Source organism: Akkermansia muciniphila (assembly GCF_002884975.1).
In the GTDB taxonomy this organism is placed as follows: domain Bacteria; phylum Verrucomicrobiota; class Verrucomicrobiia; order Verrucomicrobiales; family Akkermansiaceae; genus Akkermansia; species Akkermansia muciniphila_C.
This window is the reverse complement of record NZ_PJKB01000001.1, coordinates 1177873-1200905: the sequence shown is the minus strand read 5'-3', so window position 1 is coordinate 1200905 and position 23033 is coordinate 1177873. Positions and strand designations below refer to the sequence as shown.

Annotated in this window: 23 protein-coding genes; 12 read left to right on the top strand and 11 right to left on the bottom strand. The window is 60.7% G+C overall.

Annotated elements, in window-relative coordinates:
• Positions 1 to 24: 24 nt before the first annotated feature.
• From CXU21_RS04865 to CXU21_RS04850, 4 genes are all read right to left on the bottom strand, one after another.
• A complete protein-coding gene (locus tag CXU21_RS04865; protein ID WP_102725245.1) occupies positions 25 to 1020 on the bottom strand; it encodes an IdeS/Mac family cysteine endopeptidase in 996 nt (331 codons plus the stop codon).
• Positions 1021 to 1098: 78 nt separating this feature from the next.
• Positions 1099 to 3600: an excinuclease ABC subunit UvrA gene (locus CXU21_RS04860; protein ID WP_102725244.1), complete on the bottom strand. Its 2502-nt coding sequence runs from the start codon at positions 3598 to 3600 to the stop codon at positions 1099 to 1101.
• A 1-nt stretch (position 3601) separates the two neighbouring features.
• Positions 3602 to 4240: a polymer-forming cytoskeletal protein gene (locus CXU21_RS04855; protein WP_102725243.1), complete on the bottom strand. Its 639-nt coding sequence runs from the start codon at positions 4238 to 4240 to the stop codon at positions 3602 to 3604.
• A gap of 71 nt (positions 4241 to 4311) precedes the next feature.
• A complete protein-coding gene (locus tag CXU21_RS04850) occupies positions 4312 to 4908 on the bottom strand; it encodes a bactofilin family protein (protein WP_257997357.1) in 597 nt (198 codons plus the stop codon).
• Positions 4909 to 5119: 211 nt separating this feature from the next.
• On the opposite strand from CXU21_RS04850, the gene CXU21_RS04845 reads away from it, so the two are divergent.
• On the top strand, positions 5120 to 6133 hold the full coding sequence (locus tag CXU21_RS04845; protein WP_102714555.1) for a hypothetical protein: 1014 nt from the start codon (positions 5120 to 5122) through the stop codon (positions 6131 to 6133).
• An 83-nt stretch (positions 6134 to 6216) separates the two neighbouring features.
• On the opposite strand, the gene CXU21_RS04840 is transcribed toward CXU21_RS04845, so the two are convergent.
• Positions 6217 to 6672, bottom strand: coding sequence for a hypothetical protein (locus tag CXU21_RS04840; RefSeq protein ID WP_102725242.1), 456 nt, complete (start codon positions 6670 to 6672; stop codon positions 6217 to 6219).
• A gap of 146 nt (positions 6673 to 6818) precedes the next feature.
• Here CXU21_RS04840 and hisA point away from each other — a divergent pair, with 146 nt between their 5' ends.
• The 7 genes from hisA (at position 6819) to CXU21_RS04805 (ending at position 12895) form a co-directional block, all read left to right on the top strand.
• Entirely contained in the window at positions 6819 to 7604 is a 786-nt protein-coding gene (gene hisA / locus CXU21_RS04835) for a phosphoribosylformimino-5-aminoimidazole carboxamide ribotide isomerase (RefSeq protein ID WP_102725440.1), read from the top strand.
• Positions 7601 to 7891 (top strand): DUF167 domain-containing protein, encoded by a 291-nt coding sequence (locus CXU21_RS04830; protein WP_102725241.1) that lies wholly within the window; start codon positions 7601 to 7603, stop codon positions 7889 to 7891. Before hisA ends, CXU21_RS04830 begins: the two co-directional genes overlap by 4 nt.
• Positions 7892 to 8026: 135 nt before the next feature.
• The gene (locus CXU21_RS04825) at positions 8027 to 8584 is read left to right on the top strand and encodes a nucleotide exchange factor GrpE (RefSeq protein WP_180972444.1); all 558 of its coding nucleotides are present in this window, start codon (positions 8027 to 8029) and stop codon (positions 8582 to 8584) included.
• A 23-nt stretch (positions 8585 to 8607) separates the two neighbouring features.
• Positions 8608 to 9774: a molecular chaperone DnaJ gene (gene dnaJ, locus CXU21_RS04820; RefSeq protein WP_102714545.1), complete on the top strand. Its 1167-nt coding sequence runs from the start codon at positions 8608 to 8610 to the stop codon at positions 9772 to 9774.
• 22 nt (positions 9775 to 9796) lie between these two features.
• Positions 9797 to 10534, top strand: a complete 738-nt coding sequence (locus tag CXU21_RS04815) for a 16S rRNA (uracil(1498)-N(3))-methyltransferase (RefSeq protein WP_102725240.1) — start codon at positions 9797 to 9799, stop codon at positions 10532 to 10534.
• A gap of 21 nt (positions 10535 to 10555) precedes the next feature.
• The gene (locus CXU21_RS04810) at positions 10556 to 11548 is read left to right on the top strand and encodes an HAD hydrolase-like protein (RefSeq protein WP_102725239.1); all 993 of its coding nucleotides are present in this window, start codon (positions 10556 to 10558) and stop codon (positions 11546 to 11548) included.
• Positions 11549 to 12196: 648 nt separating this feature from the next.
• Positions 12197 to 12895, top strand: a complete 699-nt coding sequence (locus CXU21_RS04805; protein ID WP_146016729.1) for a PEP-CTERM sorting domain-containing protein — start codon at positions 12197 to 12199, stop codon at positions 12893 to 12895.
• A gap of 170 nt (positions 12896 to 13065) precedes the next feature.
• Here CXU21_RS04805 and CXU21_RS04800 read toward each other — a convergent pair whose 3' ends face one another.
• From CXU21_RS04800 to CXU21_RS04785, 4 genes are read right to left on the bottom strand one after another with little or no spacing between them, the layout of a single operon-like run.
• Entirely contained in the window at positions 13066 to 13986 is a 921-nt protein-coding gene (locus tag CXU21_RS04800; RefSeq protein WP_146016958.1) for a phytoene/squalene synthase family protein, read from the bottom strand.
• Between the two features lie 38 nt (positions 13987 to 14024).
• Entirely contained in the window at positions 14025 to 15308 is a 1284-nt protein-coding gene (lepB, locus tag CXU21_RS04795; RefSeq protein WP_180972443.1) for a signal peptidase I, read from the bottom strand.
• Between the two features lie 55 nt (positions 15309 to 15363).
• Complete coding sequence (locus tag CXU21_RS04790) at positions 15364 to 16740, bottom strand: FAD-binding oxidoreductase (protein WP_102725236.1); 1377 nt, start codon at positions 16738 to 16740, stop codon at positions 15364 to 15366.
• A gap of 3 nt (positions 16741 to 16743) precedes the next feature.
• A complete protein-coding gene (locus tag CXU21_RS04785; protein WP_102714531.1) occupies positions 16744 to 17328 on the bottom strand; it encodes a DOMON-like domain-containing protein in 585 nt (194 codons plus the stop codon).
• Positions 17329 to 17420: 92 nt separating this feature from the next.
• Between CXU21_RS04785 and CXU21_RS12350 the strand changes: the two genes are divergently transcribed.
• Positions 17421 to 18074 carry an alpha/beta hydrolase gene (locus tag CXU21_RS12350; RefSeq protein WP_180972649.1) on the top strand — a complete coding sequence of 218 codons (654 nt, stop codon included), beginning with the start codon at positions 17421 to 17423 and terminating at the stop codon, positions 18072 to 18074.
• Positions 18075 to 18095: 21 nt separating this feature from the next.
• Here the strand turns inward: CXU21_RS12350 and CXU21_RS04775 are convergent, their stop codons facing one another.
• Positions 18096 to 18818, bottom strand: coding sequence for an EpsI family protein (locus CXU21_RS04775; protein WP_102725235.1), 723 nt, complete (start codon positions 18816 to 18818; stop codon positions 18096 to 18098).
• A 14-nt stretch (positions 18819 to 18832) separates the two neighbouring features.
• A complete protein-coding gene (locus tag CXU21_RS04770; RefSeq protein WP_102725234.1) occupies positions 18833 to 19783 on the bottom strand; it encodes an exosortase/archaeosortase family protein in 951 nt (316 codons plus the stop codon).
• 82 nt (positions 19784 to 19865) lie between these two features.
• Between CXU21_RS04770 and CXU21_RS04765 the strand changes: the two genes are divergently transcribed.
• The 3 genes from CXU21_RS04765 (at position 19866) to CXU21_RS04755 (ending at position 22900) form a co-directional block, all read left to right on the top strand.
• Complete coding sequence (locus tag CXU21_RS04765) at positions 19866 to 20795, top strand: ribose-phosphate diphosphokinase (RefSeq protein ID WP_102714780.1); 930 nt, start codon at positions 19866 to 19868, stop codon at positions 20793 to 20795.
• A gap of 133 nt (positions 20796 to 20928) precedes the next feature.
• Positions 20929 to 21534, top strand: coding sequence for a 50S ribosomal protein L25 (locus CXU21_RS04760; protein WP_102714525.1), 606 nt, complete (start codon positions 20929 to 20931; stop codon positions 21532 to 21534).
• A gap of 139 nt (positions 21535 to 21673) precedes the next feature.
• Positions 21674 to 22900 (top strand): hypothetical protein, encoded by a 1227-nt coding sequence (locus tag CXU21_RS04755; RefSeq protein ID WP_102725233.1) that lies wholly within the window; start codon positions 21674 to 21676, stop codon positions 22898 to 22900.
• Positions 22901 to 23033: the final 133 nt, after the last annotated feature.

Below are 23033 nucleotides of genomic sequence, written 5' to 3'. Positions count from 1 at the left end.
GGCCGGAGTTTAAGCCCGCTCTGTTCACGGGCGCCGGCGGCGCAGCCACAGCGGAAGGAACAACCCGCAGAGGGCCAGAACCCCGGTGGAGGGTTCCGGAATTCTGAGGTCTCCCAAAGGCGCCGTGAAGCCCTGGATTTCCCCCACCTGGCACCCGGTCAGGCCCAGCTCTTCATAGGAATAGCCGTACACATTCTTCTCTCCGTCCAGGCTGGTCAGATAGACGTACTTTTGATCGTCCACCACCACTTTCTGGCGGAACATGCCTACGGCGTAGTCATCAGAGTCCGTCAGGTAAACAATCAGATTGCCGTTCGCATCCGTATCGTATCCCCACATGGTGATGGCGTGGCCCGTTCCGTTCTGGCCGATGGTGAGCGTGGTTCCCCAGTTGTTATTGATGTTGTTTTTCAGGATTCCATAGACTCCGTTTCTGTCGTCATGGTTGTAGAAGGTGTAGGAATTGAAGAGGGGAGTGTCCGCCACGCCTCCGCCTCCCGGGGTATAGGTGACGTTCATATTCAGTTCCTTCCAGTATCCGCCTGAGGAAGCTGGTGAAAAGACGGGCTGGTCACTGATTTGGGAGTCGGTGGGGAAGAAGACGGAAGGAAGCGTGCTGCCGTTGAACCACCAGTTGTAGGCCTGTTCCACGGAACCTCCGGCGTCCGTCCAGTTGTTCGCGATGGTGTAGTAGATAGCCAGCTGGCCGACTTCCGGCATGGCCGCATAAGTGGCGGATTTTCCGTTGGGCGTGGCCGGGTCCCGGTCGCTCCGCGTATCCTGCCACCATTGCAGCACGTTGGACGCCGAGGCCGCCCAGCAAAGCTGGCTGTCCAGAGGCAGCTTATAGTATTCGGACGGACGGTTTGAAATACTGCCCCAGTCCCATTTGGTCTTTTTGTTGCAGTCATACCAGCCGGAGGTTTCAGAGACATTTTCAAGGAATACCGGAACGGCACGGGCCGTTTCAGAAGAAAGGCACACGGCAAGAAGCGCCACGGAGAGGGAACGGAGGTTCATAAACGGACAAAAAAGGGATTCCCCTACCGTTATAGAATAATTGGAACCAGGTCAAGATCATAGTAGATTTTCCCAATTTTAATGGGAAGAAAGCCAGCGGGAAGTGGGCGCTTCCGGCATGGCCGCCACGGCGGCGGGAGTGCCTTCCGCCACAATGTTCCCGCCATGCCTGCCGGCTCCGGGTCCCATGTCCACCAGGTAATCCGCCGCATCCAGCAGATCCTTGTGGTGTTCTACGCAGAGGACGGTATGCCCGGCGGCTCTCAGGCGGAAAAGGGCTGTCAGGAGAAGGGCCACTTCATTAAAGTGGAGGCCGCTGGTAGGTTCGTCCAGAATGAACAGGGCGCGCTTGCCGTCCTCCGCCAGCTTCCAGGCCGGAGCTTTTGCAAGTTCCGCCGCTATTTTGATGCGCTGGGATTCCCCGCCGGAGAGCGTGTCCGCCCGGCGGTTGAGGTTGAGGTACCCCAGCCCCACGTCCTGCATGCTTTTGAGAATGGCGGTGGCTTTGGGGAGGGAGGAGAAGAAGTCCGCCGCTTCATCCACGGTCAGCGCCAGCGCCTGGGCGATGGATTTTCCCTTCCAGGTGACTTCCAGGGTTTCCCGGTTGTAGCATTGGCCCTGGCAGGCGTCGCAGGGCATGGTGACGTTGCCCAGAAAGTTCATGTCCACTTCAATCATGCCTGTTCCCAGGCACCGCTCACAGCGCCCACCGCGGATGTTGGGGGAAAAGCGCGCCGCCGTGTACCCCCTCTGCTTGGAAAGGGGGAGCTGGGCGTAAAGGGGACGCAGCACCTGGAGCAGTCCCGTGGCCGTGGCCGGCGTGGAGCGCGGCGTTTTGCCGATGGGGGACTGGTCAATGACGACGAGGCGGTTGACGTGTTCCGATCCCTGCACGATGCGTGGGACACCCCTTTTCCCGGCCAGGTCCTGTCTGACCGCAGGAATGAGGCAGTCCCGGACAAGGGTGGATTTTCCAGACCCGGAGGGGCCGGAGATGCAGGTCAGCGCGCCCACCGGAATGTTCAGGGTGACATTGTTGAGGTTGTGTTTGGCCGCTCCCGTCAGAATCAGGCGGCTGGAAGGGAGCGCACGGTGCGCGGAGGCGGGCATGCTCCGTTTGCCGGAGAGCCATGCTCCGGTGGGGCTCTCCGCGTTTTCCAGAATTTCCGGGAGGGTTCCCTGGGCCAGGATGCGTCCTCCGTTGGCCCCGGAGCCGGGTCCCATGTCCACCAGGTGGTCTGCCGCGTTCAGGATTTGTTCATCGTGCTCCACCACCAGGACGGTATTGCCCTGGTCCCGGAGAGACCGGAGCGCATGCAGAAGGCGGTCCGTATCGGAAGGGTGCAGTCCCGCGGTAGGTTCGTCCAGGATGTAGAGGACCCCTGAAAGGGCTCCACCCAGCTGGGAGGCCAGGCGCGCCCGCTGCAGTTCCCCGCCGGAGAGGGTGTTCGCCTGACGGTCCAGGGAGAGGTAGGAAAGGCCCAGTTCATTCAGGAAGCGCACGCGCTTGTTGATCTCCTCCATGAGCGGGTTTAGGGCCGTTGCCAGGGAGGCCGGCGTTTCCAGCTTCTCCACTTCCCCGGCCATGTCTTCCAGCGGCAGGGCCGTCAGTTCCGCCAGATTGTAGGCCCGGCCCGGGGTATGCATGGTCACGGCCAGCGCCAGCGGGGAGAGCCGCAGGCCTCCGCAGGCCGGGCATGGGGCGTCCTCCCGGTCATTAAGTCCGGACCCCTGGCAGGCCGGACAGGCGCCCAGGGGGGAGTTAAAGGAAAAATGGCGCGGCGTAAGCTGGGGGAGCAGGAAGCCCGTTTCCGGGTTGCGGTACCGGGTGTGGAAGGCCTGGACGGCGGCTTCTTCCCCCGGGCGGGTAATGATGGCCCGCACCTCGTCCGGGTTGATACGGAGAGCCGTTTGCAGGGAGTCCGCCACGCGGGAGGCCGTACCTTCACCTCTGATGATGATGCGGTCAATGACCAGGGCGGCGTCCGGCGGGGGCGGGGAGGGGGGGCCTATTTCCTCAATGTCCCGCACTTCCCCGTTCCAGTAAACCCGCAGAAAACCCTGGCGCTGAAAGTCACCCAGCGTGGCCGCCGGGTCCTGGGCCAGCAGGGTTTCCGCCGGAGCCGCCAGCACTAGGCGCGTTTGTTCCGGCAGGGAGACGAGCTCCTCCGTAATCCGGTCCGGGCTCTTGCGCACCAGTTCCTGGCCCGTTTCCGGGTCATGAGGCGTGCCCGCAGCGGCGTACAGGATGCGGAGGTAATCCAGAATTTCCGTGATGCTCCCCAGCAGGGTGCGGGAACTCTGCTGCCGGACGGATTGTTCCAGGCACAGGGCCGGGGGCAGTCCGGTGATGCTGTCCACCTCCGGTTTTTCCGGCTGTTCCATGCCCTGCCGGGCGCGGGCTGAAAGACAGTCCAGGAAACGCCTGCGGGATTCGGAAAAGAGCGTGTCGAACGCCAGGGAGGATTTTCCGGAACCGGAAGGGCCGCTGAACACGATCAGCTTGTTGGACGGAAGGTCCAGATCCAGGTTCCGGAGGTTGTGCTGGCGTGCGCCGCGGATGGAGATGGGGAGGTTCATGTCACGTAAGCCGGGTAAAAGAGCCCTGGTGGGCGCCTCCTTCCTCAATGATGAGGCGGCGCGCCGTAATGTCCCCCAGGAATTTGGCATGCCGGTGGATGGTAACGGTTTCATCCGCCGTGAGCGTTCCTTCCAGGGCGCCCTGTATCCAGATGTTTTCCACGTGAATGGCTCCTGTGACCAGCACCGTCGTCTTCCTCTCCACTACCAGCCTGCGGGCGGAGATGGAGCCGGAGATGTGCTGGTCCGTTTTGATCTTGCAGACGCCCCGGCACAGAAAGTCGCCGGACGCCCTTCCGTATAAGACCAGGTCACGGCATTCCACGTTCAGTCCCTTCAGGTCTGCATTGGCCTGTACGGTGACGCTTCCGCAGGTCTGCACCCTGGTCCTGTGCGTTCTGCTGTGCAGAATAACGTCATCCAGCTTGATGTAGGCGGAGCAGTGCCCGCATCTGGCGGAAACGGCGGTGACGGGAACGGATGTGCTCCGGCGGCAGGAGAAGCATTCCACTTCCCGCGTGGGAGCGGGAGGGTTTTCCGCCACTGCCGGGAGAGTCCACGGAGGCGCCGGAGCGGGGCGCGTGATTTTTCCGGAGGGCGCGTTGCTGGTTCGCGGAATGGGCTGGAAGGGAGGGTTCATGGAACAAAGAGGGGCGGCAAAAGAACGGTCCGTTCCCTTGGCGCCCCTGAAGATGGCTGGTTAAAAGCTTTTTATTCCGCGTCAATGTCCAGCGTGCTCTGGCTGGCCGGAACGGCAGTTTCCGGTTCCGGGGCGAAGGCATGGACGGGAGCGGGCTTCTTGGCGGCGGAGGCTCCGGCGGTGCCCACCGTGGGGGCTCCTACCGTGGAGTGGCCGATGAAGATGGCGCCGCCTTCAATAGCGAGGGAGGCCGCCTGGATGTCACCCACCAGTTCCGCGGTGCTCTTCAGTTCCACACGGTCCGTAACTGTAACGTTGCCGATGACCTTGCCGTGGATGATGACGGACTTGGTGTTGATTTCCGCACGGATGACGGCATTCTGGCCTACGGAGAGCACGCCCTCTGAGGAGATGTCGCCTTCCACGGTGCCGTCAATCAGCAGGTCGTCGGAAAAACGCAGGGAGCCTACTACTTCCACATCGGAATTCAGCACGTTGCGGGTAAGCTGCTGAACGCGGGTGGTGGGGGCGTAGGAGGCGGGGGAGGGAACGGGTTCCGCAACGGGTTCGGGAGTGTCCTGGCTTTTGGCTACGTCCATCCAGCTGGGGGTGGATTCAGGATTCTTGTTGCCCTTGGGGGCCGGAACGGTGGTAAATGATCCAAACATGGCGTTAAAAAAGAGGGGGGGTGAAAGGTAAGGCGGGAGCTCTTGAAACTCGTCCGGTTTAATGTACATCACCCGCTTGTGGATGTGAAACAATTTTCTCCGGAACGGATAAAAAAATGTGTCTGTTTTTTATCGTTGCGTTGCCCTTGGCGTTCCGGTAGTGTTTGACCATCCTTCCGCAGTTGTTTTCTGTGGATACTTCCGTTTTAAAATGAGTGATTTATCTGAAAATAGGCCACCCCTTTCCCCTTCCGCGCGCGGGAACGGCGCCAAGGCGGGCGGCGCGCTGGGCCGCATTCTTTCCGTCATTTTCTTCCTGATGGCGCTGGGCCTGTTTTTCGGCGGTCTTTTCTTCTGGCTTCAGAAGCGCCAGGCGGCCCGTGATTCAGGCGCCGCCGCGCGGATATGCGCCACGCCGGAGATGTTGTCCGGAGGATTGCAGGCCGCTCTGAAGGACAAGGTGGACTACAGTTTCTGGACGCCGCATTACATTCCTCCCATGGAGCGCCAGGAGCTGTTGAAGAATTGCCTGGTGGAGGCGCAGAAGTATTTGAGCGCCAGTGATGTAGTTCAGAAATCCTCCTTCGTGTGGAATTCCCTGAAATCCCTCCCCCTGATGGTCAGGCATTACGCCGTCTCCCCCCCGGAAGTAATTGCCAGCAAGCCCACGGGGCCTAAGAGCTTTGCCGTGCTTGAGGTGGAAGGCATTCCCTGCGCCCAGCTCCTGATCGGGTTTGAGAGAACCCCGGACATGGAATTCTGCTTCTTCAAGGATGAACAGGATGGCTCTTGGAAGCTGGACTGGCAGCAGTTCGCCCGCTACCAGCCGGTGAACTGGGAGGATTTTGCGCGTGGGAAGGGTGAGGATATTGCGGAGTTCCGCGTGTGGATGATCCGTGACCGTGTTTCCGAAAACAAGAATGACTATGCGTTCAAGCTGATTGCTCCCGGAATGAACGGTTCGGAAGAGCGCAGCATTGCGCGCCCCATGGTGCATGTTCCCCGGAAATCGGAGATGGGCAAGCGCCTGTTCATGCTGTTCAGGATTAATGAGGAAATGGAGCATTCCCCCTACCGGGTGCTGAACGCCAATGACGGGCTGGACATGCTCCGCATGCGCGTCCTGCTTTCCCGCAGCAAGGAGCCCAACCGCAAGGGGGAGTATTCCTTCACGCTGGTGAAGCTGATCGGGGAAGGGTGGTACGGGCTTTCCTTCCCGGAGTAACGTAACTCCGCTTCCTTCCCGCAGATGGGGAGGCGGGCCGCCTCATGACTGCTCCGCCTTGGTTTCCGCGTCCGTCCGTTGTTTTACCGGCGGCGGTGGAAGTGGGGCGGGCGCCCGCCGTACGGGGGCCGTGGGCGGCAGGGCCGGTAGTGCGGCCGTGGTGGCGGGCATGGCGTTCCGCAATGGGGGTGCGCCGCATGGTGCCCCCGGCAGATTCCGGCGGGCCAGATGGGGCCGCGGTAGTGCGGCCTGGGATTCCACGTGGGAACGTAGCATCCCCGGTAAATGCCGTTGATGGCATAAATGGGCGCGCCTCCGGGGGAATAGGCGTAAACGGGGCGTCCGCACGGGGCATAGCCCCAGATGGGGAATCCGGCGGAATCATACAGGAAAGCGGCTTGTCCGCCCGCCGGGAGGCGGATTTCTCCGTGGATGTGGATTCCGGCCTCCGCCACGGAGGCGGAAAAGGCCAGGAGGGTAAACAGGGCGCTCCCGGCGCAGTAGGAAAGAATGTGGTTTTTTACAGGATTGTTTTTCATGGTCTTTTGGAACGGTGTTCAGGGGAGGTTACCCGGTAGAGCGGACGCCCGGGCCGGTTTTGTGTAAATTCCGCGCCCGTTTCTGCCGGAGCAAGGGAGGGGAATCCCTTCTTGACGCGGGAGGGCCGTCCGGGCAAAGTGACCGGGTGACGAGATTCAGACCATGCATTGATTTACATGACGGGCGGGTGAAGCAGATTGTGGGCGGCTCCCTGACGCAGGATGCGGCCTCCCTGCGCACCAATTTCGTTTCCGACCGCGGCGCTGCATGGTATGCGGAGCTGTACCGCCGGGACGGCCTGGGCGGCGGCCATGTGATCAAGCTGGGGCCAGGCAATGACTTGGCGGCGCGGGAGGCCTTGGCGGCCTGGCCTGGCGGCCTTCAGGTGGGCGGCGGCATTGTGCCGGAAAATGCGGAGGAATGGATTTCCGCCGGAGCCAGCCACGTGATTGTCACCTCCTGCCTGTTTGACGCGGAGGGAACGTTTTTGCAGGATAAGCTGAAGGACCTTGTCTCCGCCGTGGGTGCGGAGCATCTGGTGCTGGATTTGAGCTGCCGGAGGGTTCCGGGCGGCTGGGCCGTAGCCATGAACCGGTGGCAGACCCTGACGGAGCTCCGGGTGACGGAGCAGACGCTGGATATGCTGGCGGAGCACTGCGCGGAGTTCCTCATTCATGCGGCGGACGTGGAGGGCCTCTGCACCGGGATTGACCGGGAACTGGTGAAGCTGCTGGGCAGCTGGCGCCGCCGGCCCATGACCTATGCCGGAGGAATCAGCCATATCCGGGATTTTGACGAGATAGACGCCCTGAGCGGAGGCGCCATGGACGCCACGGTGGGGAGCGCCCTGGACCTGTTCGGCGGGGGGCTGGTCAGGTACGCGGACCTGGTAGCCAGGCAACGCACGGAATCCGGACCGGAAACGGCATGAAACTGGCCCTGAAAGTCATCCCCAACGCAAAAAAGAGCGGGGCCGCGGGCTGGGAGGACGATCCCCGCGCCGGGTGCGTGCTTAAACTCCGCATCGCCGCCCCACCCGTGGAGGGAAAGGCAAACAGGGCCGTCATCCTTTTCCTGTCCGCATGGCTGGACATTCCCCGGTCCTCCGTCTCCCTGCTGCGCGGGGAGTCCGCACGGCTGAAGGTGGTGGAGCTGCCGGACGGGTGCGCGGAAAAGCTTGCCCGGCTGCTGCCTGCGGCGGACGCTCCGGAAGACTGAAACGGCTGCCGGAAAGGCTGTCATTCCCTTTTCTGCATAGAGGAGTTGTATCAGGTTCCAGTCATCACGCGTCAAACGTCATCCATGTCTTACGGGGCCGTTGACGCATTCGGTAAAAGTATTTACATTGGCCGCATGAGCAAGGAAGAGCAAGAAAAGAAGAACGCGGATGCGGAAGAGAAGGAAGTCCGGGAACAGGTTCAGGACGCTCCCGCAGAACAGAAAGATGCAGAACCTTCCCTGGAAGATGAATTGATGAAGTGGCGGGATACCGCCATGCGCACCGCTGCGGAGTATGATAATTACCGCAAGCGCATGGTGAAGGAGAAGGAGGAATGCGCCAAGTTCGCCAACCAGCGCCTGCTGGAGGAGCTGCTTCCCGTGATTGACAATTTTGAAATGGGCATGGCCGCCGCCAGTGCGGACACCGGCTCCATGATTTACATCGGCATGAACATGGTGAAGAAGCAGCTGGACGAATTTCTCGCCAGCAACGGCGTGACTTCCGTGGAGCCCGTTGTAGGCAGCATGTTTGACCATGCCACGGAGGAGGCCCTCCAGCGCGAACCTTCCGACCAGCCTGAGGGCACCGTCCTGCGCGTCATCCGCAAGGGGTACAAGCTGAAAGACAGGCTCCTGCGCCCGGCGAACGTCGTGGTAGCGCAGACTCCGGAACCTGAACCGCAAGTTTGACCGTTTTTTAACATTCACGCCACATGGCTACTAAGAAAGATTATTACGAGATCCTGGGCGTTTCCAAGGACGCCACCGATGATGAGATCAAGAAGGCCTACCGCAAGCTGGCCTTGAAGTACCACCCGGACCGCAATCCGGACGATCCTTCCGCGGAAGAGAAGTTCAAGGAGCTGGGAGAGGCCTACGAGGTGCTTTCCGATGCGGACAAGAAGGCCGCGTATGACCGCTTCGGCCACGCTGCCTTTGAACAGGGCGGTCCCGCTGCGGGCGGCGGAGGTTATTCCGGAGGAGGGTTCCAGGACCCGATGGATATTTTCGCCCAGATGTTTTCCGGCATGGGCGGGTTTGCGGACATGTTCGGAGGTGCCGGCGGCCACGGGGGCCAGAAGAGGTCTTCCAAGAGGCCCGGCTCCGATCTGCGTTACGATCTGGACATTACTCTGGAAGAAGCGGCGAAGGGCTGCACCAAGAAACTGGAAATTGAACGCCTGGTGACCTGCAAGGCATGCCATGGCTCCGGGGCCCGGGACGGGAAGGAATCCTTCAAGACGTGCCCAACCTGCCAGGGGCGCGGCATCATCACCCAGCAGAGCGGCTTTTTCGTCCAGCAGTCCACATGTCCCACGTGCCACGGCACCGGGGAAATCATCTCGGACCCGTGCCCCGTCTGCCGCGGGGAAGGCCGCGTGAGGGAGGACTCCCACATCACCATCCGCATTCCCGCGGGCGTCGCTACGGGCAGCCAGCTCCGCATTGCCGGGGAAGGGGATGCCGGCGTGCACGGGGGACCCACCGGGGACCTGCATGTGTTTATTGACGTGAAACCGCATGATATTTTCCAGCGGGAGGGCAATGACCTGAGCTGTACGGTTCCGGTGCCGCTCTCCCTGGCCGTGTCCGGCGGCAAGCTGAAAGTTCCCACGCTGGAAGGCGCCGCCACCATCAAGCTGCCGGAAGGCACGCAGAACGGCATGATCTTCCGCCTGCGCGGCAAGGGGATGAAAGCCCTGCGCGGCTCGGACGTAGGGGACATGCTGGTGGAAGTGGAGGTGGAAGTTCCCACCAAGCTTACCAAGGACCAGATGGACAAGCTGAACGCCTTCTCCTCCACTCTGGATGAAAAGCGCAACCAGCCGGCCTGCGAGGCGTTTGCCGACAAGGCGGCGCGCTACCTGAAGAGCAAGTAAGGCCCGTTTTTCCGTTTCAGACATGGCCCGCTTCTATCTCCCCGCTTCTGAATGGACAGCTCCCTCCTGGGAGCTGCGGGGGGATGAGGCGCACCATGCCGCCAAGGTGCTGCGCCTGAAACAGGGAGATTCCTGCATCGTTTTTGACGGCTGCGGCCGCGCCGCCCATGCCGTGGTGGCGGAGACTCCGCGCAGCTCCGGCGTGTTGCTGGTTCCCGGGGAGGAATGCCCCCCCCCTCCGGCGGTGGCCCATCTGACCCTGTGCCAGGCTGTGCCGAAGGGGGCCAACATGGACCTTATCATCCAGAAGGCCGTGGAACTGGGCGTTTCCGCCATCGTTCCTCTTCTGACGGACCGCACGATCGTGCGCCTGAACGCCCGTGAAGCCGGGGCCAAAAGGCAGAAGTGGCAGCGCATCGCCCTGGAGGCCTGCAAGCAGTGCGGCCAGAATACGCTGCCTGAGGTGGCGGCACCCGTTCCCTTCGCGGAATGGCTGCGGCGCGGAGCTCCGGAAGGCCTGAACGTAATCGCTTCCCTGGTGCCCGGCGTGCGCCCGGTCAGGGACGTGCTGGAAGAAGCCCGTGCCCGGTCCGTGCGGCGCGCCTCCCTGCTGGTGGGGCCGGAGGGTGATTTTACGGACCAGGAAACGGCCCTGGCCCTGGAGGCCGGATTCGCCCCTGTCACGCTGGGGCCCATTGTCCTGCGGGTGGAGACGGCCGCCTTTTTTGGTCTCGCCGCCATGCGGTACGCTCTGGACTGATTTCCCCCAATACGCATTCCCATGTTCAAGAATTTGATTTTCGACTGGTCCGGCACCCTCGTGGATGACCTGGCCCTGACGCTGGACGCTTCCAACTACGTTTTTTCCCAGTACGGAAAACCCTGCATGAACAGGGATGAGTTCCGTGCGGAATTCCAGCTCCCCTACCCGGACTATTACGCCCGCGTTTTGCCCCAGGCGGACCTGGATGAACTGGAGGACCATTTCCGGTATGCCTTCCGCGTATCCAATGCTCCGGTGGAAGTGCTCCCCCATGCGCGGGAATTCCTGGAATTCTGCCGTGCGCGCGGCGTGCGCTGCTTCATCCTCACCAGCGTGGACGCCAAGGAATTTGACATCCAGTGCCGTGACCTGGGCATGATGGAATATTTTGAAGCCATTCATGCGGGCATCCGCCACAAGGACACCCATATCCATACCCTGCTGGCGCAGCATGGCCTGCATGCCCATGAAACGGCGTTTATCGGGGACATGCAGCATGACGTGGAGACTGCCCACCATGCGGGCATCACATCCATCGCCGTGCTGACGGGCTACAATGACGCGGCCCAGCTCTCCAAGGTCAGGCCGGACATCATCGTTCCGGACCTGCTTGTCCTGCGCACGCTGATGCGCCGTTATGCGCTGCCGTCCGACACGCAGGATTCCATCAACATCAACGGCCTGGAGCTGGACACCTTCATCGGCGTGCCGGAGGAGGAGCGGGCTTCCATGCAGACCCTGAAGGCGGACATCACCTTTTATCCGGATGAAGCCCTCTCCGGCTTGAATGACGATTTTTCAAAAACCGTCTGTTATGATTCCATCGCCCGTGCCCTGAGGGCGGAGGCCCTGGCGTATCCCCGCAAGCTGGTGGAAACGCTGGCGGAGGACATGGGGAAGGTTTGCCTGCATGAGTTTGGCGCACGCCACGTGATCGTCACCCTGCACAAATTCATCCTCCCGCGTACGGACAGCGTCTCCGTGACTGTGCATGTTTCCAGGCACCGTTGAAGGCGCCTGTGCCGGGAGAATTTTCTGATCCTTCCCGGCAGGAATGGCCTTTTTCTTCCCTCTTGCCGTCTCCGGCGCGGAGTCTGTTTAAATGGGGCGCATCGGCAAATTCGGCTTCTTGTAGCGGCAGGGAGGGAAAAGAGGCGTTCCGGCTCATGGCAGATTCATTGTACGGAGAAGTTCTTATTGTCATTTTCCATGGGAAAATGCTTCCGGCTCCCCGTGCCTTCTCCCCGGAATTCTGCGAGAATAATGCCGTTATGGACAAACAGTCAAGTAGTTGATTTTTTCAACGGATTAGGAATCCGAAGTCAACCCACAAATTTGATAAAAAGTCATTTAATGCAAATTTACTCAGTTATATCCTGAATCCGGGTACCTGGGAATAGGAGGCTTCCGGCTTTTTCTATGGAACACTTCCTGATAAGGGCTGGGCATATTTATTTCCGGCGGCGCGGCCATCAAAAGATGCAGTGAAGGGGCCGTATACCGTGGTTTGGCGGGAAATGGCTGGCAGGGAGGGGAGGACTCCCCTCCCTTGTATCCGGAATCTTTTCTGAAGCGAAGCGGAGGGGTATTTCCCTTCTTCCGTCCATGTAACGGATTCCTAATCCGGCAGTATGCAGTTATCCACTTATTCAGCAGGATATGAAGAAGCTACTATACATGATTTGCGCGGGGGCTGCCGCCCTGGCGGCCATGGCCGCCGCCGCAACCATTGAGCTGGTTCCTGAAATCGACACGATTACGGGCCAGGGCTACAATTCCGCAGGCCGGCTGGCCGGTGACGGAATCACGGGAAACGACGTCAAGAGCTGGCTCGGTTCCCGCAACGACGGCTGGTATACCACGACCGGGAACGGGGACATGCGCTGGGGCAGCGCTTCCGCCAATCCGGAAGACCAGACCATCAGCCTTCCCAGCATGCCCGGTACGGCGGGGGTGTGCTTCGGCTTGAAAATGACCATTGAAAACATCCAGGATTATTCCGGCCTGTCTTTCAGCATGAACCTTTCTCCTTCCGGAACGGGGGGTACGTATACGTACTCCGTCTGGTATGAGACCAATGACGGGGAAATGGTGGAATTATGCCGGGGTACGAAAAACAATGACGGCAATCCGTGGAATGTCCATTACGACCTTACGCCGGAACAGTTGGAGGACATGAAAAAGAACGGAAACGGAAAGCTTTATGCCGTGGTGGGCGCCGGGGGAGGGAACAATAATAATAATGCCAGGGTGGGCGTTTCCGTGGATGGGGAACTGATGGTTCCCGAACCGGCGGCGGCATCGCTGAGCCTGCTGGGCCTGGCCGGGCTCCTGTTGAGGCGCCGAAGGGCGGCATGATGAAGAGCGCTTCCCGCTGGGAGAAATGGGGCTGTTTCCTTGGGGGACAGCCCTTTTTCATTGCCTTTTTCCCGGGAACCGGAACACGGGGGATAAATGAACCGCGCGGGTTTTCCCGCTCCTTCTTCCTTTACGTCTGTTTTCTTCCCGCCGGGGAGGGCAGGGAATTTCTATTTCTCGTCCTTCCTGATAGGCCGGGAGAGGAAGCCCACGAGCTTGTCATAGTACGCCTTGGACTTGTCGTAATAGGACTGGGGGTCAATGTCCAGCTTGATGCGGAACAGAAGCCAGAGCTTGTGGAAGGTATTGACGTGGTAGCGGATGTCAAAAATGCGGAAGCCGCCCGCCTTCATCTTGTCCAGGATGGTGTGGTAGATCAGCGCCATGGCCTGGGCGGGAACGAGCGCCGCCCTATCCTCGGGGCTGAGGCGGTTGTATTCCTCCTCCGCTTCCGTGAAAAACTTTTCCGCCAGGTCCGCTTCATATTGCAGCAGTTCCCGGAGCTGGGGGGAGTACACCCGGGCGCGCAGATCTTCCAGGGAATAGCCGAAGCGGTCCATGTCCTCCCTGGGCAGGTAAATGCGGTTGGATTTGTTGCAGTCTTCCGCCACGTCCCGGATGATGTTCACCATCTGGAGGGCATGTCCCAGGGCGATGGCGTACGGATAGGAGGCTTCCCCCGCGCCCATGATGCGGGCTGAGGTGAGGCCCACGCAGCAGGCCACGCAATAGGTGTAGTCCAGCAATTCGTCACGGGTCAGGGGCTGCTGCTGGCAGATGTCGGAACGGCAGCCTTCAATCAGGTGCAGCATGGGGGTGGTATCCAGCTCCAGGTCCTGGATCAGGGCCACGATGTCCTCCTCCAGCTCCGTCAGCTCCAGGCCGTCTCCTCCGTTGATGACCTCTATCCAGCGGTTCAGGGCGTCATGGCGTTCACGGGGCGTCATGCCCGGTTCGTCCACGATGTCGTCCACCGTGCGGCAGAAGGCGTAAAATTCCGCCATGTGGCGGCGTTCTTCTTCGGGAAGGTCAATGAGAGCGAAGGCCAAGTTGGACTTGGCCTTGCTGGTGATAGTCTGGGCTTGAGTCATGTCGTGACGGGGAAAGGGAGCCTGCGGAAGGGCGGGAATCAGGGGATAAGCCCCCAATGGGAGGTAAAGGGCCACAGGCAGAAGCTGGCGGGGCCTACGATGTTGTATTGGTGAACGGGCCCCCAGTACCGGGAGTCAAAGGAATTTTCACGGGTGGAATTGTCGCCCAGGGCCACATATTCGCGCAGGTAGGGGCGTTTTTTGTCATTGGAAAGGTGCACGGTGCCACCTTCCGTGATGTAGGCCCTGCCATCCAGCAGGCTCAGCGGGGCGGGAAGGGCCACATAGCCGCAGGGCTGGTAGGGGGGCTTGCCGGAAGCCACCCTCTGGATGGTCCATTCCGTGGCCGGCTTTCCGTTCACGATCAATTGGGAATCCTGGATGGACAGGGAATCCCCCGGTACGCCGGCGAGGCGTTTGACGTAATGGGTGCCTCCCTCCTGTCCGGTGCTGCCGCCCTTGTTGGCAATGCCTTCAATGCCGCGCGTGTCAAAGACGAAGACTTCCCCGCGTTCCGGCTTGCGGAAGTGGTAGGCCATCTTGTTCACCACGATCAGGTCACCGGCGTCAAAGCGGGCGTTGACGATCGTATCCCCCGGCAGGTAGCTTCTGAACGGAGTGTTCCGCTCGGACTCGAAACGCGGTTCCTGGTTGAGGAAATAGCGGCGTGTTTCCGCCTCCGCCGCCGGAATTTCCAGCCTAGAGCCGTCGTCAAACACCACGTTGGTGACGGTCAGAAGAAGGTATTTGGTGGCGGGTTCAAAGCGGACGATTTTCTTTTCCTTGGAGGCCGTTTCATGCACGTAGGAGCCGCCGTACATCACCATGTCCCCGATTTTCTGCATCAGGGTGGGGTCTCCCTCCTGGGGAACGGCCCGGATGCCGTTCAGGGAGGGCTGCATGGAGCCGGTGGGGATGCGGAAGGGCTGCACCACGTAACAGCGCAGGCCCAGGAAAATGGCCAGGATCACGAACAGCACCTCCACGTTTTCCGCCAGGCCTGAGGGCAGGGCCCCGGGAATGGATTCCAGCGTGGATTCTAGTTTTGAGGTAATGGTTTCCACCTGCTGCCTGTCCCCCCTGCGGAGGGCCGTTTTCAGCAGGTTGCGGCTTTCTTCAAACTCCGCCAGGCGTTCGGGAGGCAGAAGGTCGCGGTTGTAATTGATATAACGGCGCACCGCTTTCAGGGCCATGCGGCCTTTCCTGCGCCATTTGGGCGTAAACCAGGCCAGGGGATGGTCCAGAATAAACACCAGGACGGCATCTGCGACCGGGAAATGGTCGTAAAGGGCAGCTAGGATGGACTTGTGCGGGCTGTTCATGAAGTGCGGTTGCCATGATGCCCCGTCCGGGGGCATCATGGAAGTCTATTTTACGTTACGGGAGTCCCATTTTGCCCGGATTCAGCAAATTCCGGGGGTCCAGGGCGGATTTGACCAGTTCGTGCAGGTGGAAGGCTCCTTCTCCCACGGCTTCCCGGAACCATTTGGCCTTCGCCAGGCCGATGCCGTGTTCCCCGGTGATAGTGCCCCCGTGTTCCAGCACCCAGCGGAACAGCCTGTCCACGCAGGCGTCCGCCAGGGCTTTCTTCTCCGGGTCCGTGTAATCGTCCACCATGATGTTGGTATGGATGTTGCCGTCCCCGGAATGGCCGAAGCAGGCGATGTCCAGCCCGGTTTCCCGGTTCATGGCTTCGCAGAACTCCACCAGATCCACCAGGCGGGACCGGGGAATGACGATGTCTTCATTAAGCTTGGTCATGCCGGTGGCTTTCAGGCTGTAGGAAAATTCACGCCGCAGCTGCCAGACAGCTTCCGCCTCCTCTTCCGTGTCCGCGCGCAGGATGTCCGTGGCCCCGCATTCCTCCAGCAGGGCGCAGAGGGAATCCAGTTCCTCACGCACGGCGGCCTGCCTGCCGTCCACTTCCACAATCAGGTGGCCGCGGCTGCCGGAAGGCAGGGCGCTGTCCCCCAGGTAGGCGCGTGCGGCGCGGAGGGTGAAGCTGTCCGTAATTTCCAGCGCGGAGGGAAGGTGCCCGCTGTTCAGGATACGCTGTACGGCCGCGGCCGCCATGGGAAACTGCGGGAAGCTGGCGCTGAGCGCGCCGAACGCTTCCGGATGGGGGATGATGCGCAGAATGGCGCGGGTGATGACGCCCAGCATCCCTTCCGAGCCGATGAAGAGGTCCCCCAGGTCGAACCCCGTTTTGTTCTTGTGGGTGCGCCCTCCGCATTCCACCACTTCCCCGCTGGCCAGCACCACGGTGAGGCCCAGCACATAGGCCTTGGTGACTCCGTATTTCAGGCACCGGGGGCCTCCGGCGTTCGTGGCGATGTTCCCGCCCAGGCTGCATTCCTTTTTGGAAGCCGGGTCCGGGGGGTAGAACCACCCCAGGGCGCGTACTTCACGCTGGAGGTCCGCCGTGATGACGCCGGGTTCCACCACGGCCACGCCGTCTTCCGGGGAGATTTCCAGAATGCGGTTCATCCGTTCCAGGGAAAGGCTGATGCCTCCGCGCACGGGAACGCAGCCCCCTACGTATCCCACGCCGCCGCCGCGGGCCGTGACTGGAATGTTCATGGAGGAGGCGTAGCGCAGAAGCAGGGAGACGTCCTCCGTGCTCTCCGGGAAAACGACCGCCTCCGGGAGCACGGAGGCGTACCACTTGTCCCCGGCGTGCGCGGCCAGTACCTCCGGATCTCCGGAAACCTTTTCAGGCCCCAGGATGCGGGAAATGTCTTCTTCCAAAGACATGGATTACTTGAGAATGGGGGTGCAGAAGCAGTCCGGGCGGTGGAAGTCCGGGTTGCCGGAAAGGTCGTCCGCCGTGGTCAGGAAAATCTGGTCCGGAGTCTCCAGGATAAATGTAGCGGCCAGCTTGCAGTCACGGATGTCCACGCCGCGCAATTCGTTCAGCGGAATGCGGGCCATGGCGCACCAGCCTTCATCCGTCAGGATGCACTCGGTATCCACGGCCAGCGGTGCCGGAATATCCTCATTGGCGCGGCGCGTGTCGGAAAAGGCGCAGGCCCACCAGGCGCCGTTGGGGGCAAGGTTGAACTCCCAGTAATTGGTGCCGTCCCCAGCGGCCATGAACCATTCAGCCAGGTCATACCGCCATAATTCCGGCTGGAACTGGCCGGGCCGCGCGTCCGGGTGCACGGTAGCCTCCTTGTTCCGGGAAGCCAGGAACCAGAGGTACTGGCCGTCCGTGGCAAAGGCGAACTCCGCGCTTGGCTCCACGTCATATCCAAACCAGTCGTTGACGAGTTCCTGGCGGGGCAGGGAGGCAAGCTGTTCAAAGCTTCCGTTGAAGGCCCATTGGTGAATGATTACTTGCATACCATCACATTTGGACAGTTTTCCGGTTTTATCAAGCCAGAACGTCCTATGGGCTTGGATATTGACGTGATTTCTCCATCATGGCGCCAGCCATGTATTTTCAAAGGACGTTAAACCTGCTTCCGCGCGGAAGCGTCCCCGGTTATCTGGCCGTATTTATCGGCGGTTTCGGGGACGTGGCGGCGGGGTGCCTGAGCCGTGTGGAACAGAGGTTTTCCGGCTTTCTGCCGGGGGTGGACCATGCCACGGCCTATTACCACTGGGACGGTGGAGGCTGGGGCGTGTTCCAGGACAGGTGCGGGAACATTGCGGAGGAGCTGGAAAAGCTGCGCCGGGAGCATCCCGGGCTGCCCGTGGTGCTGGTAGGGCACAGTTACGGCGGTTCCTGCGCGGTGGAGGTGGCCCGCAGGCAGGACGTGCAGGCCGCTCCCCTCTGCCTCCTGACGATAGACGCCGTAGCGCGGCGGCAGAAAAGCATGCGTCCGGCGTGTGTGGAATGGTGGGGAAACGCCTATCTGCGGGACGGCGGCGGCTTCATGGACGTGGTGCCCAGGATTGGCGGGCGCTGGGGCCATTGCGCCGGAGCGGACGTGAACCTTGCCTTTTCCGGATACCGGAGGGACCTGTCCGGGCATCCTTACTCCCACCGGCGCCCCGCCCCCATGCTGTATGAAGCCCCCGCGGAAGAAATGCCCAGCCTCTTTCAGGCGGCTTCCGCATGGCTGGAAGGAAAGCTTGCGGACTGACCGCCGCAGGCCGGGCATGCGCTACATGCCCAGTTCATTCCACTTGACCAGCTGGGAAAGAAGCTGGCTGATGAGGCGTTCCGTCTGTTTCCGGGCTTCCTCCTCCGGCACCTTGATCTTATCCCCGTATGCGGTGGATATCTGGAAGTAGCACCAGCGCTGGTCCTCGCCGTACAGGACCCTGTCCTTCATATCCATCAGGGTGCGGGCAAGGTGGTCTTCCGTCATGTGGCGGTGGCCGATGAAGACGTAATAATGCATGCTGTCCAGAATGACGGGCTGCGGCTCGTCCGGAGTGATATTCTGCTGGGATTTCAGCTTGGTCATCCTGATGGTTCCGTGGCCTTCCACGGGCACCTCCACCGTGGTGCCCGTCAGGTTGAAATGGCCCTGGGCCGGGAGGCAGCGTTCCGGACGGTGGATGGAGTTGTTCAGGTCATGGCCGGATTTAACGATGGAGACCCGGCACATCACGGGCGCGGTTTCCGGGGCGTCCAGGCTGATGGGGATTTCCTGCACGTAGTCCGCCTTGGAAAATTCCGTGTCCGGGGCCAGAATGTCCCGCTCCTGTTCAGACTCCTGCCGGCGCATGCCGTGCCAGCCGTCCGGACTCATGCCGGTGGGAAGGTTCATGCTGATGGATGAATCCTGCACCTCCCCCTTGCGCGGCATCAGGTAGATGCCGCCGAGCATGACGGCCAGGAGAAAGGGGGGGATAAGAATCTTGAGCGTTTTAATGTTCATGGCGGCGGAAACGCTTAGTGGGACTTGTTCATTTTAACAACCAGCTTTTTGCGCCGGGACGGCTTCCAGATCAGCTCCCCGGCCAGCAGGGAGTGGACGGCCGCCAGACCTGCCAGGCAGATGGGGAAGAAAAACAGCAGGCCGGACCAGTCGTGCCAGGTTTTAGCCGCAAACCCGGGGTCTCCGTATTCCGCCAGCACCACAATGCTGGTGATGCGGACGCCGTTGCCGATGACGGCCAGGGGAATGGCGCTGAGGAAAAGCACGCATTTCTTCCAGAACTTCAGGTCGGACAGGTAGGCCCACGCGGCGGACAGCATGAGCAGGGCCATCAGGGAGCGCATGCCGCTGCATCCCCCTGAAATATTAAAGGCGTCCCAGTGGCCTCCGGTGGAGCGGATGTTGGTGCCTTGCAGGTACGTATCCACTCCGAAGAGGGTCGCCCCCAGGTGCCCCAGCTCCGTGGCGACGATTTGCAGCTCCACCGTGGCCTGCTGGAAGGAGGGCAGGGGAATGCACAGCCAGAAAAAGAGCAGGGGGAAGGCGAGCAGCCTGGCTACCTGCGGCCCGGCAAGATACCAGGCGCCTCCCAGCAGGATCAGGGGCAGCGCGCCCGCGGCCACGCGGGGCTGCCCCACACGGTAGGAGAGGGCCAGCAGCAGGCACGCCGGGATGAAAAGAACCAGTCCGCGCCAGTCGATGCGCCTGGCAGCTTCCGCTACCTTATTCCTGGCGTGGTACAGCATGAAGGCGATGATGGGAACCACCAGCCAGCCGTGTTCATAATCCGTCTGCTTGTTCCAGGAGGAAATGAGCCACTGGATGCTGTTGGCATTCCCGGAGGAGCCGAATTCCGGAAACGCCAGGTAGGACCACGCCAGCAGAATGGCGCAGGCGGCCAGGACGGCGGCCATGGGAACGGTTAGAAATCTCTCTTTTGCATCTGGAGCGGATGAACCCATCATGGAGAAAAATCAAATTGTGAGAATTAAGTATTGCGATTATGTGGACCTGTGTTCAGAATGCGTCCGCTTTTCAGTTTCCGGTATGAAGATTATCAGCGGTACAGCACACAGAGAACTTGCGGAACGCATTTCGCAAAGCGTAGGCATTCAGTTGACGGACGTCACGGTGAACACTTTCCCCGATGGGGAAAGTTTTGTAAAGATAAATGAAAACATCCGCGGCAAGGATGTCTTTCTCATCCAGCCCACCTGCCCCCCCACCAACCATAATATTATGGAATTGTGCGTGATGGTGGACGCCGCCCGCCGCGCCAGCGCCGGACGCATCACCGCGGTGGTGCCCTTCTTCGGGTACGCCCGGCAGGACCGCAAGGACCAGCCCCGCGTTCCCATTACCGCCAAGCTGGTGGCCAACCTCCTCACCGCCGCCGGCGTGGACCGCGTGCTCACCATGGACCTGCACGCAGCCCAGATCCAGGGTTTCTTTGATATTCCGGTGGACCACCTTTACGCCGCTCCCGTCTTGATCCGCCACCTGCGCGAGAACTATGTCAAGGACCTCCAGAAGCTCGTTGTCGTCTCTCCGGACGTAGGCGGCGTGAAAATGGCCCGCGCCTATTCGGACGCCCTGGGCGCGGAACTGGCCATTGTAGCCAAGCACCGTGTCAACGCCACCCATGTGGAAGCCATGAACGTCATCGGTGACGTGGAAGGCCGTGACGCCGTCCTCATTGACGACATGACGGAAACCGCCGGCACCCTGTGCGCCGCGGCCAACATCCTGAAGGAACGCGGCGCACAGCGCGTGTTTGCCTGCGTTTCCCACGGCGTGCTGGGAGACATGGCTCGCGAGCGCATTGCCGGCTCCTGCATTGAACGCGTTCTCACGTCAGACACTGTTCCCATGGCCCATGGCCCCAAGGTGGACTGCATCAGCGTGGGAGACCTGCTGGGCCATGCCGTGCGGCGCATTCATGACGGAGAATCCGTATCATCATTGTTTGACATTTAGACAATTTTAGTGCAGAGTCCTGCGCCCTGACCTGAGTATCGGTTTACGCGGGTTCAGAAATCCCGGCGGGGCCTCTGCCTGAACCCGATTAGGAAACATTATCAATCAACACTCAATATTGCCTCTATAAGACATGGCTACATCCCATTCCCTCAAGGCCGAAACGAGAGCCTGCGGCTCCGGTAATCTGAAGCAACTCCGCAGCCAGGGCCTGGTCCCCGGCGTGGTTTACGGTCCCGGTTTTGACAACGTCAATGTACAGGTTGACGCCCGCGAATTCTCCCGCATGCTGGCTTCCGCCGTTTCCGAACACATTCTGGTGGCTCTGGACATCGACGGCAAGATCGTGAAGGCTCTTCTCAAGGAAGTGCAGCACAACCCCATCACCAACTCCTGCGTGCATGTGGACTTCCAGGCCGTTACCGATACCACGGTCATCCACTCCATCGTTCCCGTCATTCTGGAAGGTGAAGCTGCCGGCGTGGCCCTGGGCGGCGTGCTGGACCAGACCATTCATGAACTGGCCATCATCTGCCAGGTGAAAAACCTGCCTGAAGCCATCACGGCTGACATCTCCGGCCTGAAGCTGGGTGAAACCCTCCGCATTGCCGATCTCAAGCTGCCCTCCGGCGTGAACACGGAACTGGCCGGCGACGTGATCGTGGCCATCGTGGAAGCCCCCCGCGTTTCCACGGAGGAAGCCGCTCCGGCTGCTGAAGAAGCTCCCGCTGCCAAGTAAGCCTGACGGCCTGATTTTATCTCTCAGGGCCCGGAACCGTTTTTACGGCTCCGGGCTTTTTTTTGTCGCCAAGATGGCGTCTTCTGGTAAAGTGCAGGATAAGTACTCGTCAGATCAATTTGGAAAAAGCCTTAGATTTATGAACAAGTCCCTCATGTTGGCGCTGGCCGCACTCGTTCCGCTCGCTGCGGCGGATGAAGTAAAACTCAAGGATGGAACCATTTACAAGGATTGCTCCGTGGAGGTGGAAACCCCGGAAAGCGTGAGCCTCCTGGTTCCCGTAGCCGGAGGGATCAAGGATTCCCTGACCATCAAGAGGGAACTGATTGAATCCATCAGGAAGGCGACTCCGGATGAACTGGAGTCCGCCAAGATCACCAAGACGTACGCCAAGCCGGAAGCCATGAATGCCAAGGAGCTGGAAAACGCCGTGGCTGATCTGGACAAGGTCATTAAGAAGAACCCCCAGGGGCTTGCCCATGACGCCGCCGTGAAGGCCCGGGCCAGGGTGGTGGTTCTGCTGGAGGAAAAGAAGCTGGTGGAAGGCGCCCAGGCCGCGCAGGAAGCCAAGGAGGAGGCGGAAGTCACCGTACGCACCAAGTACGACCATGAGGCCAACAAACTGCTGAAGCGCTTCAAGGCGCTTGCCGTCCGCAATCCCTACCAGGCCATGGCCGTGTATGACCGCATGCGTGACGGCTACCCCGGCTCCGCCGCCCTGGCGGACGCCTATCCGGACGCTTCCAGAATCGCCAGCCAGCTCAACCGCAAGCTGGAGGTCATGATCGCCGCCAAGGAAAAGTCTCTGGAAAAGGAACGTGAAATCTTGAGAAAAGAAGAGGAAAAGCGCCGCGGGGACCCCAAGCTGACGAAGGAACAGCGCCAGCTCCTGATGGATGCTTTCCAAAAAAGGCAAACCGCCATCCGCGAGCGCGAAAACCAGCTCACGGAAGTGTACCGGGCCTACCGCAAGAAGGTCAAGGAACGCGGGGACCGCTGGTATGAACCTACTGCGGGTTCCCTGGAAGCCATGAGGGATGTCAAGCTGGTGGCCGCTACGGATGCGGAACGCCTGAAAAACCAGGAACCGGAAAAAGGAGCCGGTTCCGCCGCTCTGGAAAAGGCCTGGACCCTGTGTGACGAGAAAAAATTTGACGAGGCCATGGAGGCCCTGGCGGATGTCCGCACCGCGCAGGTTCCCCGGGAATACTATGAGGAACTGACGGAAACGGTGCGCGTGGGCCTGCAGGAGCAACGTGCCCGTGAACGCGCGGAACGCGCGGAAGCCGCGCGCAAAGCCCGTGAAGACCGGGACAAGAAGCGCCAGGAGGAGCGTGCCGCCGCTGCCAAGGCCAAGAAAAAATAACCCGGCTTTTTCCGCAGAAAAGGCCCTCCGGGAATCCTGGAGAAATAATCTTCACGGACAGGATGGAACAAGTAAAGACTGAATCCGTTCTGTCCGTCAGGCTGTACCAGTCCATTCACCCCGCGTTGGTTGA

What these genes read in the sequence shown, in the direction of transcription:
- CXU21_RS04865 (WP_102725245.1), bottom strand. Translation starts at nt 1,020, where the DNA reads ATGAACCTCCGTTCCCTCTCCGTGGCGCTTCTTGCCGTGTGCCTTTCT.
- CXU21_RS04860 (WP_102725244.1), bottom strand. Translation starts at nt 3,600, where the DNA reads ATGAACCTCCCCATCTCCATCCGCGGCGCACGCCAGCACAACCTCCGG.
- CXU21_RS04855 (WP_102725243.1), bottom strand. Translation starts at nt 4,240, where the DNA reads ATGAACCCTCCCTTCCAGCCCATTCCGCGAACCAGCAACGCGCCCTCC.
- CXU21_RS04850 (WP_257997357.1), bottom strand. Translation starts at nt 4,908, where the DNA reads ATGTTTGGATCATTTACCACCGTTCCGGCCCCCAAGGGCAACAAGAAT.
- CXU21_RS04845 (WP_102714555.1), top strand. Translation starts at nt 5,120, where the DNA reads ATGAGTGATTTATCTGAAAATAGGCCACCCCTTTCCCCTTCCGCGCGC.
- CXU21_RS04840 (WP_102725242.1), bottom strand. Translation starts at nt 6,672, where the DNA reads ATGAAAAACAATCCTGTAAAAAACCACATTCTTTCCTACTGCGCCGGG.
- CXU21_RS04830 (WP_102725241.1), top strand. Translation starts at nt 7,601, where the DNA reads ATGAAACTGGCCCTGAAAGTCATCCCCAACGCAAAAAAGAGCGGGGCC.
- CXU21_RS04825 (WP_180972444.1), top strand. Translation starts at nt 8,027, where the DNA reads ATGAGCAAGGAAGAGCAAGAAAAGAAGAACGCGGATGCGGAAGAGAAG.
- dnaJ (WP_102714545.1), top strand. Translation starts at nt 8,608, where the DNA reads ATGGCTACTAAGAAAGATTATTACGAGATCCTGGGCGTTTCCAAGGAC.
- CXU21_RS04815 (WP_102725240.1), top strand. Translation starts at nt 9,797, where the DNA reads ATGGCCCGCTTCTATCTCCCCGCTTCTGAATGGACAGCTCCCTCCTGG.
- CXU21_RS04810 (WP_102725239.1), top strand. Translation starts at nt 10,556, where the DNA reads ATGTTCAAGAATTTGATTTTCGACTGGTCCGGCACCCTCGTGGATGAC.
- CXU21_RS04805 (WP_146016729.1), top strand. Translation starts at nt 12,197, where the DNA reads ATGAAGAAGCTACTATACATGATTTGCGCGGGGGCTGCCGCCCTGGCG.
- CXU21_RS04800 (WP_146016958.1), bottom strand. Translation starts at nt 13,986, where the DNA reads ATGACTCAAGCCCAGACTATCACCAGCAAGGCCAAGTCCAACTTGGCC.
- lepB (WP_180972443.1), bottom strand. Translation starts at nt 15,308, where the DNA reads ATGAACAGCCCGCACAAGTCCATCCTAGCTGCCCTTTACGACCATTTC.
- CXU21_RS04790 (WP_102725236.1), bottom strand. Translation starts at nt 16,740, where the DNA reads ATGTCTTTGGAAGAAGACATTTCCCGCATCCTGGGGCCTGAAAAGGTT.
- CXU21_RS04785 (WP_102714531.1), bottom strand. Translation starts at nt 17,328, where the DNA reads ATGCAAGTAATCATTCACCAATGGGCCTTCAACGGAAGCTTTGAACAG.
- CXU21_RS12350 (WP_180972649.1), top strand. Translation starts at nt 17,421, where the DNA reads ATGTATTTTCAAAGGACGTTAAACCTGCTTCCGCGCGGAAGCGTCCCC.
- CXU21_RS04775 (WP_102725235.1), bottom strand. Translation starts at nt 18,818, where the DNA reads ATGAACATTAAAACGCTCAAGATTCTTATCCCCCCCTTTCTCCTGGCC.
- CXU21_RS04770 (WP_102725234.1), bottom strand. Translation starts at nt 19,783, where the DNA reads ATGATGGGTTCATCCGCTCCAGATGCAAAAGAGAGATTTCTAACCGTT.
- CXU21_RS04765 (WP_102714780.1), top strand. Translation starts at nt 19,866, where the DNA reads ATGAAGATTATCAGCGGTACAGCACACAGAGAACTTGCGGAACGCATT.
- CXU21_RS04760 (WP_102714525.1), top strand. Translation starts at nt 20,929, where the DNA reads ATGGCTACATCCCATTCCCTCAAGGCCGAAACGAGAGCCTGCGGCTCC.
- CXU21_RS04755 (WP_102725233.1), top strand. Translation starts at nt 21,674, where the DNA reads ATGAACAAGTCCCTCATGTTGGCGCTGGCCGCACTCGTTCCGCTCGCT.